This is a genomic window from Treponema sp. OMZ 805 (assembly GCF_050937395.1).
GTDB lineage: Bacteria > Spirochaetota > Spirochaetia > Treponematales > Treponemataceae > Treponema.
Genome location: NZ_JACCLP010000009.1, coordinates 40,669 through 56,672, shown reverse-complemented (window position 1 = coordinate 56,672; position 16,004 = coordinate 40,669). Strand labels below are relative to the sequence as shown.

12 protein-coding genes are annotated in these 16,004 nt (G+C 46.4%); 3 read left to right on the top strand and 9 right to left on the bottom strand.

Annotation, left to right across the window (positions count from 1 at the left end):
• Nucleotides 1–133 precede the first annotated feature (133 nt).
• Both HGH47_RS08280 and HGH47_RS08275 read right to left on the bottom strand, forming a co-directional pair.
• Nucleotides 134–1,585 (bottom strand): sigma-54 interaction domain-containing protein, encoded by a 1,452-nt coding sequence (locus tag HGH47_RS08280; protein ID WP_212564770.1) that lies wholly within the window; start codon nucleotides 1,583–1,585, stop codon nucleotides 134–136.
• Nucleotides 1,586–1,610: 25 nt separating this feature from the next.
• Entirely contained in the window at nucleotides 1,611–2,270 is a 660-nt protein-coding gene (locus tag HGH47_RS08275; protein ID WP_212564769.1) for a transporter associated domain-containing protein, read from the bottom strand.
• 164 nt (nucleotides 2,271–2,434) lie between these two features.
• On the opposite strand from HGH47_RS08275, the gene HGH47_RS08270 reads away from it, so the two are divergent.
• Together HGH47_RS08270 and HGH47_RS08265 are read left to right on the top strand one after the other, a co-directional pair.
• Nucleotides 2,435–3,637: a two-component system sensor histidine kinase NtrB gene (locus HGH47_RS08270; RefSeq protein ID WP_230974322.1), complete on the top strand. Its 1,203-nt coding sequence runs from the start codon at nucleotides 2,435–2,437 to the stop codon at nucleotides 3,635–3,637.
• A 3-nt stretch (nucleotides 3,638–3,640) separates the two neighbouring features.
• Entirely contained in the window at nucleotides 3,641–5,017 is a 1,377-nt protein-coding gene (locus HGH47_RS08265) for a sigma-54-dependent transcriptional regulator (RefSeq protein ID WP_253675153.1), read from the top strand.
• A gap of 155 nt (nucleotides 5,018–5,172) precedes the next feature.
• Here HGH47_RS08265 and HGH47_RS08260 read toward each other — a convergent pair whose 3' ends face one another.
• The 7 genes from HGH47_RS08260 to HGH47_RS08230 all read right to left on the bottom strand — a co-directional run bounded on the left by HGH47_RS08260 (nucleotide 5,173) and on the right by HGH47_RS08230 (nucleotide 15,010).
• Entirely contained in the window at nucleotides 5,173–8,022 is a 2,850-nt protein-coding gene (locus tag HGH47_RS08260; protein ID WP_432911663.1) for a hypothetical protein, read from the bottom strand.
• A gap of 16 nt (nucleotides 8,023–8,038) precedes the next feature.
• The gene (locus HGH47_RS08255; protein WP_253675155.1) at nucleotides 8,039–8,869 is read right to left on the bottom strand and encodes an HAD family hydrolase; all 831 of its coding nucleotides are present in this window, start codon (nucleotides 8,867–8,869) and stop codon (nucleotides 8,039–8,041) included.
• Between the two features lie 75 nt (nucleotides 8,870–8,944).
• Nucleotides 8,945–10,258, bottom strand: a complete 1,314-nt coding sequence (locus HGH47_RS08250) for an SPOR domain-containing protein (RefSeq protein ID WP_432911658.1) — start codon at nucleotides 10,256–10,258, stop codon at nucleotides 8,945–8,947.
• An 18-nt stretch (nucleotides 10,259–10,276) separates the two neighbouring features.
• On the bottom strand, nucleotides 10,277–10,795 hold the full coding sequence (locus HGH47_RS08245; protein ID WP_253675157.1) for a hypothetical protein: 519 nt from the start codon (nucleotides 10,793–10,795) through the stop codon (nucleotides 10,277–10,279).
• 108 nt (nucleotides 10,796–10,903) lie between these two features.
• Nucleotides 10,904–13,099 (bottom strand): DUF4954 family protein, encoded by a 2,196-nt coding sequence (locus tag HGH47_RS08240; RefSeq protein ID WP_432911655.1) that lies wholly within the window; start codon nucleotides 13,097–13,099, stop codon nucleotides 10,904–10,906.
• 15 nt (nucleotides 13,100–13,114) lie between these two features.
• Nucleotides 13,115–14,266: a lipid II:glycine glycyltransferase FemX gene (locus HGH47_RS08235; protein WP_432911652.1), complete on the bottom strand. Its 1,152-nt coding sequence runs from the start codon at nucleotides 14,264–14,266 to the stop codon at nucleotides 13,115–13,117.
• A gap of 96 nt (nucleotides 14,267–14,362) precedes the next feature.
• Complete coding sequence (locus HGH47_RS08230) at nucleotides 14,363–15,010, bottom strand: hypothetical protein (RefSeq protein ID WP_432911649.1); 648 nt, start codon at nucleotides 15,008–15,010, stop codon at nucleotides 14,363–14,365.
• A 290-nt stretch (nucleotides 15,011–15,300) separates the two neighbouring features.
• On the opposite strand from HGH47_RS08230, the gene HGH47_RS08225 reads away from it, so the two are divergent.
• Nucleotides 15,301–15,924 (top strand): hypothetical protein, encoded by a 624-nt coding sequence (locus tag HGH47_RS08225; RefSeq protein ID WP_212564762.1) that lies wholly within the window; start codon nucleotides 15,301–15,303, stop codon nucleotides 15,922–15,924.
• Nucleotides 15,925–16,004: the final 80 nt, after the last annotated feature.

Below are 16,004 nucleotides of genomic sequence, written 5' to 3'. Positions count from 1 at the left end.
CAAGGTAACCTGTTCAGAAACGGAAGTTTCCGAACAGGTTTGTTATATTATTTCCTTGCATATATTGATAGAAGCATACAGGCAATGATTGATAAAATCAAGGAGTCGGCAGTATTAAGGTTTTAATTTGGCACTATGCTGAGGGCTTTTCGTTTATTTCGCGGGAGGCGGTATGCCGTTGGCGCTTGCGGACAAAGGTTGCGTGAGACATCCCAAGACTTTCCGCCGCAAGCCGCACATTGCCGTAGGTTTTATAGGCAAAGTCGATGTATTCCGCTTCTATATCCGCGAGTGCGGCCTTGAGGTCGTGAACGCTTTCAGGCTGTTTTACCGGTATGTACAAGGGCTCCGCCTGCTGTTTACAGGGAGTAATAAACGTATTCATTGCCGTAATTTCGTCGCTATCGGTAACGATAACCGCCCGTTCTACAATATTCCGCAGCTCGCGGATATTTCCGGGCCACTCGTAGCCAACCATCAGCCGGAGCGCCGCATCTGAAAAGTATTTACGGAACGCATATTTCCGGTTGAGCTGTTCAAGGAAAAGCTCCGCTAGCGGGATAATGTCGTTGCGGCGTTCACGAAGCGGCGGAATATGCAGCGGGAATACCATCATCCGGTAATACAGGTCTTTTCGGAATTTCTTTTTCTTAACCATTTCTTCCAAATTACGGTTTGTCGCCGCAATGACACGTATGTCTACCGGAATCGGTTTTGTGCCGCCGATACGTTTTACCTCATGCTCCTGTAAAACCCTCAACAGCTTTACCTGCATATTCAGCGGCAGCTCGCCGATTTCATCGAGGAAGATTGTCCCTTGGTCGGCAACCTCGAAAAGCCCCGCTTTGCCGTTCTTATCAGCGCCGGTAAAAGCTCCCCGCTCATAACCGAACAGCTCACTTTCTATCAAATTTGCCGGAATAGCGCCGCAGTTTACGCTGATAAACGATTTTTTATTGCGGCGGCTTTGGCTGTGGACATATTGGGCAAACACCTCTTTACCGACGCCTGTTTCGCCGCTAATCATCACCGTTGTATCAAGCGGGGCAACCTTATCCGCCATACGGATAATCGAAAGCGTTACCTTATCGGCGGCAATAAAATCGGTTTTATCGAGAAATTGAGTTCTGATATGCTCCAATTCTTTATGCAGGCGTAACCGTTCCTCATTTCGGGATTCGATTTCTTCCCTCAGATGATGAATTTCGGTCATATCCCGAACGTTAGTAATGACCATTTCGATTTTATTGTCGAGACCGAATACAGGCGTACTGGTGATCAATGCTTGACGTCCCGTGCTAAACTTTTGCCGGAGCGTTACCGGCTTGCCTGTTCTGATAGCAATTAAAGACCCCGACTGAGAGATAGTCCCGCCCTCTTCAAGCTCTTTCATATTACAGCCGATTACATCGGCACGAGAAATACCGGTAATTACTTCATAAGCTTTATTTGCCCGCAATGTATTAGCTTCACCATCAGTGATATAAATACCGTCAAACATATCTTCAATGATGGAATCAAGCTGTTTTTCCGCATCCAAACGAACGGGGCAAGAATCTTTTCGCGAACATTTATACTCAGACATTATGCAGCTCTCCCTATAACTATTTTTATGATTTTAACGGAGTTATTTTAATATGCCGGATGAGTTCCCCTTCCATGTCATATACTTGGAACATATATTCACCGATTTGAGCTTCGCATCCGACCGTCGGCTTTTTTCCAATCGCCTGTAAATAATTGAACAGATACCCTGCAACGGTGTGCCCATAGGATTCGTCAAAATCGGCATCAAGCCGTTTATTAACCTCTTTCATACTGATACCGCCGTTTACAATATAGTCGCCGCCGGTTTCATGATTGTGTACTTCAGGATCGTTGAAATATTTACGGACGGCAAAAAGAATTGCGATAGCGATAACACCGAGCAAAGAACTCTGCATACTGCTGTGATCCATAATGAGTGCGCGGGCAATCGTATATAAAAGCACCTCGATAGCGCTTCCCGGCGTATGCTTTGTAAGCATCTTTACAAACTCGATACCGATAACCAGCTCAAATACCGTCGAAAGGAATTCCGCAAATGAGGGAACATCCGTACCGGCAAACGTACTGATGATAAAGCCTTTCAGCTGTACAAGAACCCGAATACAGAGGAGCAAAATCCCAACAATAACTACCAGTGCAAGCAAAATTTCCGTGTAGCTTGCCATAAGTCCCAAATACCGTCTGAGATTTTGTTTGTTTAATGCCGCTTTTAACTTATTCATTATCGAATATTATACACTGAAATCCTCAAAAGAAAAGCGTTAATTTTAAAAAAACACCGAATGATACGAGAGTTTAATACCCCGATGCTTGCGTCGGGGTTGTTGATTTCGATAGGAAAGCGCTAAAATTTGCGCTTTTTATCATTTTACGTTATACTTGCCGTATGAGAGAGTTTATAAGCCGCGCACTGCAGAAACTACCGCGCATGAACGATTCGCAACTCCGCTCTTTTATCCAATTAATCGTCGATGACTACGCACTCTTTGACGCGATGATGGATTCGCTCACAAACGGCGTTATCATTTTGGATTCCGACCATACGATTATAAAGACCAACCGTGCAGCTTCACGTATTCTCGGTATTCCGCTTTCGGAAAGTCCCGACCGGCCGCTGTGGACGTCTATTTCCGATACCAAGCTGGCGGATTTTATCTGTATGGTAATACAAAACGAAGAAGCTAGAAGCGCTGAAGAATTCGTTATCGCTGCCGACGAAGGAAATCAGTATATTGAGCTTTCGGTGCTGCCGCTCGTAAAAGAAAAACGGGTGCGCGGTACGATTATTACCGTTGAGGACATTACGCAGCGAAAGCGCGAGGAAATCAATAATCGGCGGCTTGAAAACCTTGCGAGCCTTACCAACCTTGCGGCAGCGGTTGCGCACGAAATAAAAAATCCGCTTGCGGCAATCAGTATCCACGTCCAACTGCTGCGGAAAAACTTTAAAGCATGCAATCTGGAGATTAATACCAAAGCGCAAAAACACCTCGATGTGGTAGAAGAAGAAATCGAGCGGCTAAATAAGATTGTGGTGGATTTTCTGTTTGCCGTCCGTCCGCTCGAATGCGAATTTGCACCGGTCAACATCAATGAACTTATCAAAAATCTTTTTGCAACGTTTCAGGATGAGTTTTCCGCAGCAGGCATTGTATTCGTTTCCCAACTCGATAGCGACTTGCCGGTTATTCAAGCGGACGAACGTTTTTTACGCCAAGCGCTGATGAATATCCTGACGAATGCAAAAGCCGCGATGATGCCCGCAGGCGGAGAACTTGGCATCACCACACGGTATGACGAAGAAAACGTATATATCGCCATTACCGATACGGGAAAAGGCATTCCGCCCGACATACTGCATAAAATTTTTGAGCCGTATTTTACGACAAAGCCTGACGGCAGCGGACTCGGTCTCACCATGACGTATAAGGTGATTAAAGAGCACGGCGGGGATATTCAGGTACATTCGGATATCGGCAAAGGCACCCGCTTCACATTTATTTTACCCATTACCCGCAGCGAAAAACCGCTTTTGCTTGAGGCACACACCGTACAAAGCACCGACAGTACACGCAGCACAGGAGTATAAGGCATGAAGTTTAAAATTTTAGTTATCGATGACGAAAAAAATATCCGCGAAGGACTCCAGATGGCGCTTGAGGACGAAGGGTACGAGGTACTGACTGCGGAAGACGGAACTGACGGCCTGCAAAAAGCGCTTTCTGAGGTGGTAGACCTCGTTATCACCGACTTGCGGATGCCGGGCGTCGGCGGACAGGAAATTCTCCGCAGGGTAACTTCGGAAACGCCGGGCGTGCCGGTTATTGTGCTGACAGGGCACGGCACCGTCGAAACCGCCGTCGAAGCGATGCGTATGGGGGCGTATGACTTTTTAACCAAGCCGCTCGACCTTGACCGACTTTCCCTGCTGGTAAAACGCGCTCTCCAGAACCGCGAACTGGTATTGCAGCACCGTGAACTTGTCGAACAGGTGCAGTCGAATAAAACATTCGAGCATATCATCGGTAAAAGCGCTGCGATGGAGCACGTGTTTGAGATGATTAGGAAGGTAGCGCCCTCCCGCGCATCCGTGCTTATCACCGGCGAAAGCGGCGTCGGCAAGGAACTGATTGCCAGCGCAATCCACAACCTTTCCCCGCGGAAAAACAACAGTTATATCAAAGTACACTGCGCCGCGCTTGCGGAAAGCTTACTGGAAAGCGAGCTGTTCGGGCATGAAAAGGGCGCCTATACCGGTGCGGTCAGTCAGAAACGGGGACGCTTTGAGCTCGCTGACGGCGGCACGATCTTTTTGGATGAAATCGGAGAAATCAATCAGAGTTTGCAGATCAAAATACTGCGCGTGCTGCAAGAAAAGCAGTTTGAGCGGGTTGGCGGCGAAAAGTCCATCACCGTTGATACTCGCCTGATCACTGCGACTAACCGCGATCTTGAAAAGGAAGTGGCCGCCGGTACGTTCCGCAGCGATCTGTATTACCGCCTGAATGTGGTGCATATCCACGTGCCTCCGCTTCGGGAACGGAAAGAGGATATTCCGCTGCTGATTGCCGCCTTTATCAAGGAATTTACGGAAGAAAACGCAAAACAGATTACCGCCATCGAGCCGAAAGCCCGCGCGGCGCTCTACGCTTACGATTGGCCCGGCAATATCCGGCAGCTGCGGAACTGTCTGGAAAGCGCTGTCGTGATGAGTTCTGACAATACCATTCGCCTATCCGATTTACCCGAGCCGATACGCGAAGCGGAGCAAACGTCTTCCATCCGCATCCAAATCGGAACTCCCCTCGCCGAAGCGGAACGGCATATCATTATGGAAACTCTTGCCGCCTATAACGGGAATAAATCGAAAACCGCCGATATACTCGGCATCGGGCGCAAAACCCTGCATAGAAAACTGGATGAATTTGCCGCACATACTACCGATGCCGCCGGTTCGGGTGCGGAGTAACCCTGTTCGGAGACTGTCGGTTCGGAACAGGGTACCTTGAAATGCGATGTTCACGCATCATGCTATCTGTGCAATTTTGAACTCGTCTACCTGTTCGACAACGAAGTTATCGAACAGGTCTAGTAAACCGGCAGACAACATTGAAAACAAAGCTCTTACAGGTTTACACCGACAACAAATCGGAAAACTCCCGGCCGTAAAAACGTTCGAACCGGATGCATATACTCTCCCCCAATCTCCACCGATCTGTTTAATGCCACAAGGCAGTTTACATAGAGGGTATCCAAATAGAGAAAGCCGCCGGTATGCGCTTTTGCAGGAAAATTCCCAGTCAGTATCCAAGCATAGCCGGTATGAAAGGATATACGGTTTATAAACAGCGGTAAGAAAGAGATGCCGTTTTGCACGTCATAGCTAAAAAATGTAAGATCGCAGACGCCTGATATTCCTCCCGACACTTTACCGGTTCCAAGCGAAGCAAGTTTCTGCCGCATTGCATTGGTATTATATGCTGCAAAAGAGGGAAAATAATTGGTTTCCGTAACAGGGTAATGAGCGGCGATATGCGAATATGTTCCGTTTAAAGGATTAAACCGTGCATTGAATCCAAGATAACCGCTCAAAGTAAAGCGAAGCGGTACTACAGGAATATAGCCGTCAAACGATGCCTGAAAAACGGCAGCATTGGCTTTTTGTTCAACGCAGTATGCATGAGCAAGAGAGCTTGATATGGAGACACCTTGAAGATCCTTTGCAAAGAAAGGAGACCGTATTATGCGGGAACTGCGGACATTTCGGTAATAAAGCTGCCCTTCATGTGCAAGTACCGTATACTTGTATGGAAACGGATAGAAGGTTTTACCGGTATCGGATAAAGGCGCTATCCATGCTGCCGTTGCCAGATAAGAGAGTTTAAACATTTCCCATGAATAGGAAAGCGGAATAACGCTGCTTGCACCGACGCCAAATCCGGTTTTACGGTAGGTAAACGTCTTTGTATCAAGTTGATCAAAGACATTCATATTTAACGAAATAGGCCTAAAGTGATAGGCTGCATCGGCTTTTATTTGTGTAAAAAAAGGCTTTAGCAGAAATAGCAATGAAGAATTAACTTCGATTGTCTCCGTAGGATCAAGCATAGCCAGTTTTATCCCGATACCGTATCCCCCGTAACGCCGTATATCGGCAGGGATATTGGCTGTCGGCCGTACCTTTGCCCGCCACAGCCATGTGAGTGGCTGATACCGGCTCGGATTGAGAAGCTCAAGGTTAGGAAGCTTGGTCGATGCCGGTATATCCGGTTGAACAGTTATAGCTGTCGGTTGGATAGTTTTTACCGTAAGCTCCGATTCTTGCATAGTATATAAACGGTGATAGGTACCGTGCTGCCCTACGTAAATGATGGAATGATTGCCGACTTCATTCGATAGCTGCTGTTTCTCCGGCAGTAGAATGGGAAAGAACACGCCGCCGGAAATATCGGTTTGCTGTGTTTTTATGATGCCGCTTTTAGGATAATAAAGGCCGAGCCGATAGAGCATATTCATCTCAGCCCAAGAGAAAGCAAGGATATACTCATTACCGCTTTTTACCGATTGTAAGTAGCGGATTGCGTAGGGGGTATCTTGTTCAGGCAACGACGAAAGACGGCCTGTTTCGGTATCGATACGTAAAATAGTACGTTTTACCCCATTTGCTGCGATAAGGGCAACCTGCCCTTCTCCGATATAACAAGGACTATACAATGAGGCAAAGGATTGACCGGGACCGGCCGTATATAAAACTTTCTTAACTTCCTGTGTAGTACGATCAATCAATACTGCGGAAAATGATTGATTCTTTAGCCTTATGGAACAAAGTGTCTGATTGTCAACAAAACACGCCGCCATACTTGATGGTATCGGTTTACCGATAAATCGACGTTTTTTCATATCAAAAATACGTGAGCGCTTTTGCGAAGTTTTATTACTTGTTTCAACTGAATCCGAGACAACGAGAAGAGAGCCGTCCTCCGAAAAAGACAGTTGATTTAACGAAAAATCCGCTGTAAAAAGCTTGACGGGTGTGGAAGCTGCAATGGTATTGTCTGTATTATCGATATTTACGTGTGTAAAATATACCGCTTGATTGTCAAAATCATAATAGGCAAAACCGTCATGGGAAGCTGCAAGAGCGCTATATCCCGATTTTTTTGTCTGAGGGGCAAAGGGAACCGGTTCATTCAGTTTTTCCGGCATCGGAATAGTATTGATAAATTGATTCCATGCGGCGCTTACTTCTTTATCATAAATAGACTTAAATTTTCCCGGTATAAAAAGTCTCCAGCTCAGTTTCCACAGTTTTGAATATGTCTCCATTCCATATGTTTTTTGCAAATAGTCGGCAAAATAACCGCCATAGATATATGGCCATAATCCGGTCGGATACATATCCCGTGCACTTGCAGCTTCCGTCCACGTTGGAGTTGTACCATCAATTTTATTCTGAATTAAATATTGCCGAATCAGCGGGTCATTCAAACGCCCTTGTCCATGCAAACTTTCAAAAGAAACAGCCGCTCCTTCTACAAAAGACATCGGTAAAATATTTAAAAGAGAAAAAGGAACGTCAAGCGTAAGGGCGTGAGTAAGTTCATGGTAAAAAACTTGCAAGAGTGTGTCGGGCAAATTACCGAGTGTTCCATCCGTACTACCGGCATCATAGATAACAATACGGCGATGCGGTCTTCGTGTAAAATATCCGTTGAGTTCTTCCGTATCGGATACAAGATACACCGGTATGCGCCCTTTGATTTTTTGCTGTAGAGCAGCACATATCTCATCGGCATAACCATCGGCATATTCTGTCAGCAGCGCTGCAGAAGGAGCCGATGCTTCCTTATAGATAATTTCAAAATACTTGGTTTTGACAGACTGAAGCTGTTCTGTAAACGCCGGAGCTGTTACAGAAATGAAAAAACAGAATATTACTAATAATTTCGATATATTTTTTCTATACTGATTCACGGTTAATCCTCAAAAGTTAATCTTCAAGTTCAGAATAAAATCGGTCAATGAGCTGTTGTTCACAGTCGGCATATTGTCCATTGATAAAGAGGTGCAAGTAGGTGTTTTTTAACTGAAGCCAACTCTCTGCTTCTTTTTCAGGAATAATCGGATAAAAGAACACGATATTACTTTGCGCTGCCTGTAAATCTCCGGGAGCATCACCGATTTTTAATATACATCCGTCTTTATATCCGCCGGTCTGTTTCAATGAGGCAAGCACTTGCTTTTTACTGCCGTTTTCTTGCGTAAAAATACCGTTCACAAATTTTGTTAAACCGGCTTGCTCCCATTCGGCAGTCACGGCAGCATTATTGGCAGAACTGACAACAGCTATATCCGCAACGGCATAAATGGTTTCGATGCTTTCGTAAACATGGGGGAAAGGGATTCGGTCTTCCAACGGTATTGAAGCAATAGTCTTATTTACATTGATAGACCATTGCTCCGCAACTGCGAAGATAGGATGACCGATAGTTTGATATGCCTGTCTGACACCTTCGTTCGACAATCGCCCGCCCGAATTGAGAAAGTGTTCATACGCTTCCAATCCATCGACGGGAATAAAATGCTTATCGATATACCGGCATACCTCAAAAAAGCCCTTAAAGCGATTGATTGCCCGCTTTTTGCTGAATAGATTTACTTTATTCCAATAATGCAGAACCGGTTCCGCATGTTCCTGTAAATTAAATATTTTTACCAGCTCCGGCCCGAAAGCACGGTAGTGCTTGAGGTTCATCGTATCCATCGCACAACCGTCGCTATCGATACAGACTAAAAAATCCTTTTTTCGCTGAAAATCCATTTCCACCCCTTTTATGTTAGGACACTGCTCAACACTCGGTTATCTTTAGCAGCGCCCCCCCCCCATTGTATTATTTTAGGGAGCCTTTTTTAAGAAAGCATCTTTAAAGCCTAATTTTTGGAAGGTTTCCAATGTTGCACCCCGTTCATCTTTTTTGAGCGGTCCGATATAGACCTTGTAAAAGACGTCTTTTGCCGTAGAAGATTTTTCTATGGCAATGGGATACCGTTTACCGTACAGCTGTACAAAACTGTCTACATTGAGCATATCCTTAAACCAACCGATCTGTACATAAAAGGCTCCCCTTGTAAGGACATTCGCAGTATAGAGTTCTTCGGCAGGCTGTGTAACAATCGGTTCAACAGGCACTGCCGGTTTTTCGTGTTCTTTGGGAACAGGAATATATTCTTTCATCGGCGCCCGCGGCTCCGACGGCACGAGCACAACATGATTTTCCATAATCACATCATCTTCCGCAGCAGCTTCCTCAGCGATAACAAGCTCCGGTTCGTCTTTCAGCTCCTCCGTCTCTTCTGTCTGTTCTTCAGCAAGAGATTCCGGTTCGGCTACCGGCTCTTCCGTATCTTTTACCGGTTTAGCTTCATCGGCAATTACCGGTTCCGGTTCGATTGGAGTTGGCACTTCCGGAACCGGTGACAGAAACTCATTTAACTCCGGTGCTGTTTCCGGAACGGTTATTTCCGCAACCTGCAGTACCGGTTTTGAAGATTCGCTTCCTTCTTGCATCGGCGGCTCTTGAATAGGGGGAGCATCCGGTACCGGTTTTTCAGCCTCTGCAGAATATTCGGATGATGTAGAAATCTCCACGGGTTCTTCAACTTCGGCTATCGGAGCCATCGGTTCCTCTGACGCAGGTTCGGGCTGGATAGGTTCTTCAACTTCAGCTATTGGCGCTACCGGTTTTTCCGCTTCGGCTTTTTCTACTTCCGGTTGTACCGGTTCGAGCGCTTTCGGAGACACCTCGCCAGCCGCTTTTGTAGGAGCCGCCGCTGGGGTAGGTTGCTTCTCTTCAACTTTACCTAACAATACCGGATCGGCGCCTTCCTCGGCTACAAGCGGCGGCACGGATACTCGTACACGCGCGATGCTTCCCTCTTTGATTGATAAAGCCTGCGCTAAATCGGGAGACACTTTTACCAGTAAGCCGTCAGATCCCATATCGCCAATAACCACGGCGCGGGATGTTGTATTTTGTTCCAAATTAGTGATTTCGATAAGTGTATACTTAGGGAATAAATCGCTGGAGGCAAAGAGCCCTGTAGGAAAATCTTCCTGTGATCCCGCAGCCGCATTGCCTTCCCATATTGCCCACGTCAGTGCAGCGCTCAGCATCAACATACTTAGGACAGTTATTGTTCTTTTGATCATCTGTATCCCCTTTTTACCCTATAAAGTTTCCAAAACGAAGTTATCGAACAGGTCTAATATGCTCGTACCGATAGCTTGACCGGCGCTTTTTATTTTCCGCCTTAATTCAATTTCCGGTATTGTTTTCGGATTGATTTTCTCTTCAAAAATGATATTTTGAGAGGAAAAATCGATGAACTTCCATTCGAGGTTCTTCCATTCAATGACCGGTCTCTGCCTATTTGCAGTATCCTCAAACGCTTGCTTATATTCACAATACAACGCAACTAAATAGTCAATCGATGAATCGAAGCGTTTAAGCAGAGAAGGATTATCCTTGTACCGTTCATAGTTTTCCACTATATATTCGATACTGGTTGCTATTATCCCTCGGTCAAAACAAAATTCAAAAAGCTCGGTTTCGAGTGCCATAGTCAGTTCGGCTGCTTCGGCCGGTGCATCGGCATTATAGATACAAGCAAAACCGATTGTTTTCGCATATACCGCACCATAGAGCATAGTGCAGCATAAAAGCACTATCGGTATCCGCTTTTTCATAGTTATTCTCCGTAATCAATATCGGCAAAATAAAAAAAGGATAAAGAGCAAACGAGACAGGGTAAACGCATCAGGCCGCTTTTTAATATCCCCGCGAAAAAATTGAGACTATTCGACCAGAGTTGAACCTCTTCGCGGAGCAAAAAGCTCAGCATAGTGCTGTGCATCCTGCTTGGACTGCTGCACAAAGGCGTTGTCTTCCACATGACCGAGTACGGCATCCCGCTCCGCCCGATTCCGGTAGGTAATGTCGCGGAAGTGATTGGTGTAGTCTTTTTTCTTGGTGATAAGGACTTGCTCCTCGATATACCGGTTCAGGCAGACCGCTTCATCAAGGTAGGTTTGCCAGTGCGATCCGGTAAGGACGGAAACTCCGGCGAGCCGGCAGAGTACGCTGTAGGCATGTTCTGCGCGGTCAAAGGGATACCGTTCCCAGAGCCGATCGTATTCGGCGTGGATTGCGTGCCACGAATTAAGCTCCCCTGCCCCAATTCTACTGCGAAGCCGGTCATATTCGTCCTCGCGTATCAGCTGCCCGCCTGCATTGACCCACGGGATTGTTCCGTTTTGAAGCTTGAACCGGCTGCATACACCACTGCGGCTAAACACCTCACCGGCGGCGCCGGTTTCATCGATGTATTTTGCCAAAACGGTTACCCCGTACCATACCAGCATATCGCGGTACGCATACCATGCATCCACGCCGTGCAGAATCTTCACCGGGCGGGCGGAATGTTCGATGTTTTCGGCAGTGAGGGGCAGTTTTTTCAGCTCATCCCGTTTATGAGTCAAAAGATATTGAGCGCTTTCGGCTTGATTTCCTGCCGCCGTCCATGCGGTTTCAAAGATGTGTTCCAACAGTTCCATCGCGTGCATAATTTCCCCGGCGGTATCGCAGGCAAGCACCTCGGTTTCAATCTTTTGCATCTTTGTTTTCCGTTTATCTCGTTTTTTGAATTTATCGTTATTACGGGCAAGCGCATACATATTATACATCCAAAAATAGGCAGGCATAATATCGAGGCAATTCTCCCGCAAATTGTCGCTGACCAAGCTGAACGGAAAAGGAATATCGAGTTCGGCGGGATAATTGCCTTTATTCAACAGCACAAAGGACGCAAACCGGCAATTATGCTTGAGCGTCGCGGAAAGCCCCGGCCAAAATCCCCGACCGGCGATAATCTCTCCGTCGTTGCCGCGGGTGTTGTGGTTTGAACCTACCGTAGCGGCGGCCGCCATATTGGACTGCCCCTGAATCATCGCGGCGATAAGGAATGAGTTGTTGTGATGCTGCTCATGGTAGGGAAAGATCAGCGCATTCAGCACTTCGCAGCAGGATATAGTTGAATTATCTCCCATCACGGAGTGAATGAGGCGGGCGCCGTATTTGAGCGTACAGTTATTTCCGAGCACAAAGCGCACTGCCTTAACGCCGTAGAACACACGGCAGCCGTACCCGATAATCCCGTTGACCAGCTCAACCCCTTCCCCGATCTGGGTCGCTTCTTCTGCGGAAGACCGAATGGTCAGATTTTTTAACTTATTGGCGCCCTTAATATAGACCGCCTCACCGAAGCGGACATCTTTGATAATCTTACAGCTTTTAATGACTGCGTTATCGCCGACGGTACCGTAATAACCGCGAGCGGAGTCGCAAGAGTCTTGCGTCAGCTTTTTCAGCTGCGCCATCAGCTTTGCATCATCGCGGTACCGTGCCCACATAAACGCATCGGCGCAAATCATATCCGCAAAGGGGAGAATTTCCCGCCCTCCCGCTTCGTTCATCACATCGATTGTAACGCGGACTGCTTCATCTTCCCCGTCTTTAATGATCCCTTCCCCGAATTTGGCATGATCGGTTGCCGCCATCTCATCTATTCTGCTTAAAATGACGGTATTTCCCACGATATAGTGCGCAAGATAAGCGCAATCATGCACGGCGCAATTCGCTCCGATATCGCAGGAGATAATTTTGCTGTTGGTAATCCCCGCGGGAACAATAAAATCATGGTAACGCAGATAGCATTCGGTTAAAGAGGAAATCCGCACCAATCCGGCAAAAAGCGAGTTTTTTATCAGCGACGGTGTAAAAGGGTCTTCCACCAAAAAGGTATTCCAGTTAGTGCAGGTATTTCCGTTCTTGATGAGCGTTTCCACCTCGTTAAAAGTGAGCGGTCGCCATCGGTGTTTCTCGGCAGGATTCTGCATAAAGCGAACGGTATATTCATCCCGTCCGGCAGACAGGAAGGCTTTATTTACAAAGTTTATTCCGAAATTATCGGCACTTATCACATGTACCGGCACAGATTCCTCCAAGCACTACGATTTTCGGCTGTGAACGCGAATCTTCTTTTTGAGGGTTTTAAACCAAAATGAGCGCAACCGCTCCGCATAGGAGTAGAGGCGATAGCGGAAGCCCCGTACCGGAATATCAAGAGTTCCCACCCGATGGATAATCGTTCCGCCGAATCCTGTTTTAAATCGATACAGTCCATACATGGGGTGTTTTGGATCATCGGTGGGGGGTATCCCGTAAAAATCATAGGAGAGACAACCGTACTTTTGAGCATCCTGAATTGCCTGCCATTGCAGCAGGTATGCAGGCATAAGATTGCGGTGTTCATTTGAAGAAGCGCCGTACAGATAGACTGCTCCGCTCGGAGAAAAAAGCGTGATAATCGCGGCGAGCGGTTTTTCTTCAAAGTAAGCGATATAAACTGAAATAAGTATACGTTCGGTGTCGAATGCAGGATCGCGAGCAAGTCGGCAAAGTGAGCGGTAATAGTTTTCGCTATGAATGGCGATACCGTCCCTTGCAGCAGTTTCACGATAGAGTTCATAAAAGACCGGTACTACATTTTCGGCTTGACTTCCGGAAAAACAGCGAACCTGCACGCCTTTTTTTTCAGCAAGCCGGATATTATAGCGCCATTTAGGTTTACAATCGGCGAGCAAGGCATCGAGCGGCTGCCCTAAATCGAGCTGCACCGTATCGGGGGGCTGAATATCGGAAACCGCCTTAATGAGGCGGCATGGTGTTTTTCCGCCGGTACAGGGAATAAGCGGGAAGTCTTGGGAAGAGAATGCCTGTGCTTTTCCGTTTTTAATCAAACATTCCCACGGCGGATCAAAGCGAATCAAAAAAACGTAAGAAGGCAGCAAAGGAACAAGCTTTTCTGCAAGGTTCGCAAGAAAAATACCCCGCTGTTGCGCCGTTTCAGGAAGATGTGAATCGTTCGTAATGAGGATCGACGGCCCCATCGGAATATAGGCAAGAAAGCCGAAGGGACTCAATTGCCGCAATAAAACCGTGAGTAAAAAAGAACGAGTACCTGCACTACGTACCTCATATTGCCGATATGTCCAGCCTTGCTCCTTTTTAAATTCCGCCCAAAAGCGGCTCTGCAAAAAATGCTGCGCAGGAGTTTTCATCGTCATATCGGTACATTCTTTTATCGTCAATGTATTCATAGCTGGCAGGAACGATAGCGGAAAAAGGAGCTTTTGTCAAAGGATTGAGGTGGTTTTAGCCATCGGGGTAGTTCAACCTGTAGAAAAACTATCTGCTTACACTCCCCCGCCCCATCCGCGCCATTTTTCTGCAAACGGGGTTTGTGTTTCCGATTCGGCAGTCTTTAATTCCTGTAAAAAAGCGGCCAATTCCTCCGGGGACATTGTCTCTCTTAATTTATTGATTGTACGGATTAAATCTTGTTGGGCACCGCTCGCGGTTTCTTTTGTCAGTTGAGCATTGTTTTTTTCCACCTTTTCGCGGAGACGTTTTGCATATTCTCTGCCGTCGATGGATTGCGCAACGGGGATGCCTGCCGTCACACCGATAACTGCAAGCACTAATTTAAGTCCGACAAGTCCGCCTGCACTGCTCGCATATTCAAAAGAAGCACCGGTAAGATAAGCGGTTTTAAACGCCTCATAGTAGAAAATAGTAAGCGCACTATATGCGATAAGGAGTATAAACGCCGCAGCAAGCCGTCTTTTGGTATACCATCCCATCGGCTGAATAAACAAATAGATGATCGCTGCAATCAAAACCAATGCAAAAAAAAGTTCGGCACTCCAAGGCAGCATAAGAAAAGAAAAAGACTCTGTATGAATTACATTGCGTAACAGATAGAACTGGCCAATAAGAATGACAAGAAAACAGATAACCGTCACCCCGCCCCGCGCACGGGTATTTGTTTTATTTTGTTTCATTTTATATATATCCCCTCGTGAATTGCCATCTCTGTGCGAAGTTTTATTGATTTAAAACTTCCCACATTTTTTTCTAGCAGACGGCAAACACATCAGGCAGATTAGATGAAAAGCGCAGAATAAAGAGGTTATGAGACCATTTGAACCGCGCAGAGGTTCAACTCTGGTCGAATAACATCTCTTATTCTGCGGGGGTATTCAAAAAAGTACCTGATGCGTTTACACCGTCAGCCTAGCAGGTTTCTATTGACGAGTCAACGGAACTGCGGTACAAAAGATATGGAGGAGTTATGCTGCAATTCAATCCGGTACATCTCGCTTTTGCCGTTATGATAATCGGTGTTATTTTTACCTTTGTATTATCAAAAAAAGAAATCAAACAACTTCGGACGTTTGCCGATGCCTTTGCTATTCCGTTCGTTAAACTTTCAAACTATATTGCGCCACAAAAACCCGCAAGCTCATTGCTGACGGAAAAGACGGAATCCGGCGGAATCAAACCGCTCCAACCCGAAGAACAAACGAAAGAAATGCGCGACATCATTAAACGAGCAGGAAATACTAAAGCAGTAAAACTCTTCCGTGAAATGGTGGAAGCCGAAGATGCACTGAAAAAGGCCGCGGGGAAAAACCGTCGCAAATGCTATCAATTTGCCGAACCCGTTGCCCGTATCCTGTATATGACACATACCTTTCTTACCGGCTGCGAAAATCTTGCCACCATTGATACGGAAAGCAAGCTGGAGGAATTTAACAGCTTTTTGAATGAGCAAGTATCACATCGTATGACTTTATTGCGGTTGATCAGCGGTTCTCTTGCCGATGAATACCGCGAACTGAATAGCGTATATGCGGCGGAGATGGAGCAAATCGAGCGGGAACAGATGATGCTTATGAAGCAGAATGTTCAATAATACAATCAACACCCCGACGCAAAGTATCGTGACGGGGTATTAAACTCTCCGCTAACAATCGATTTTAAAGACGCCCAAAT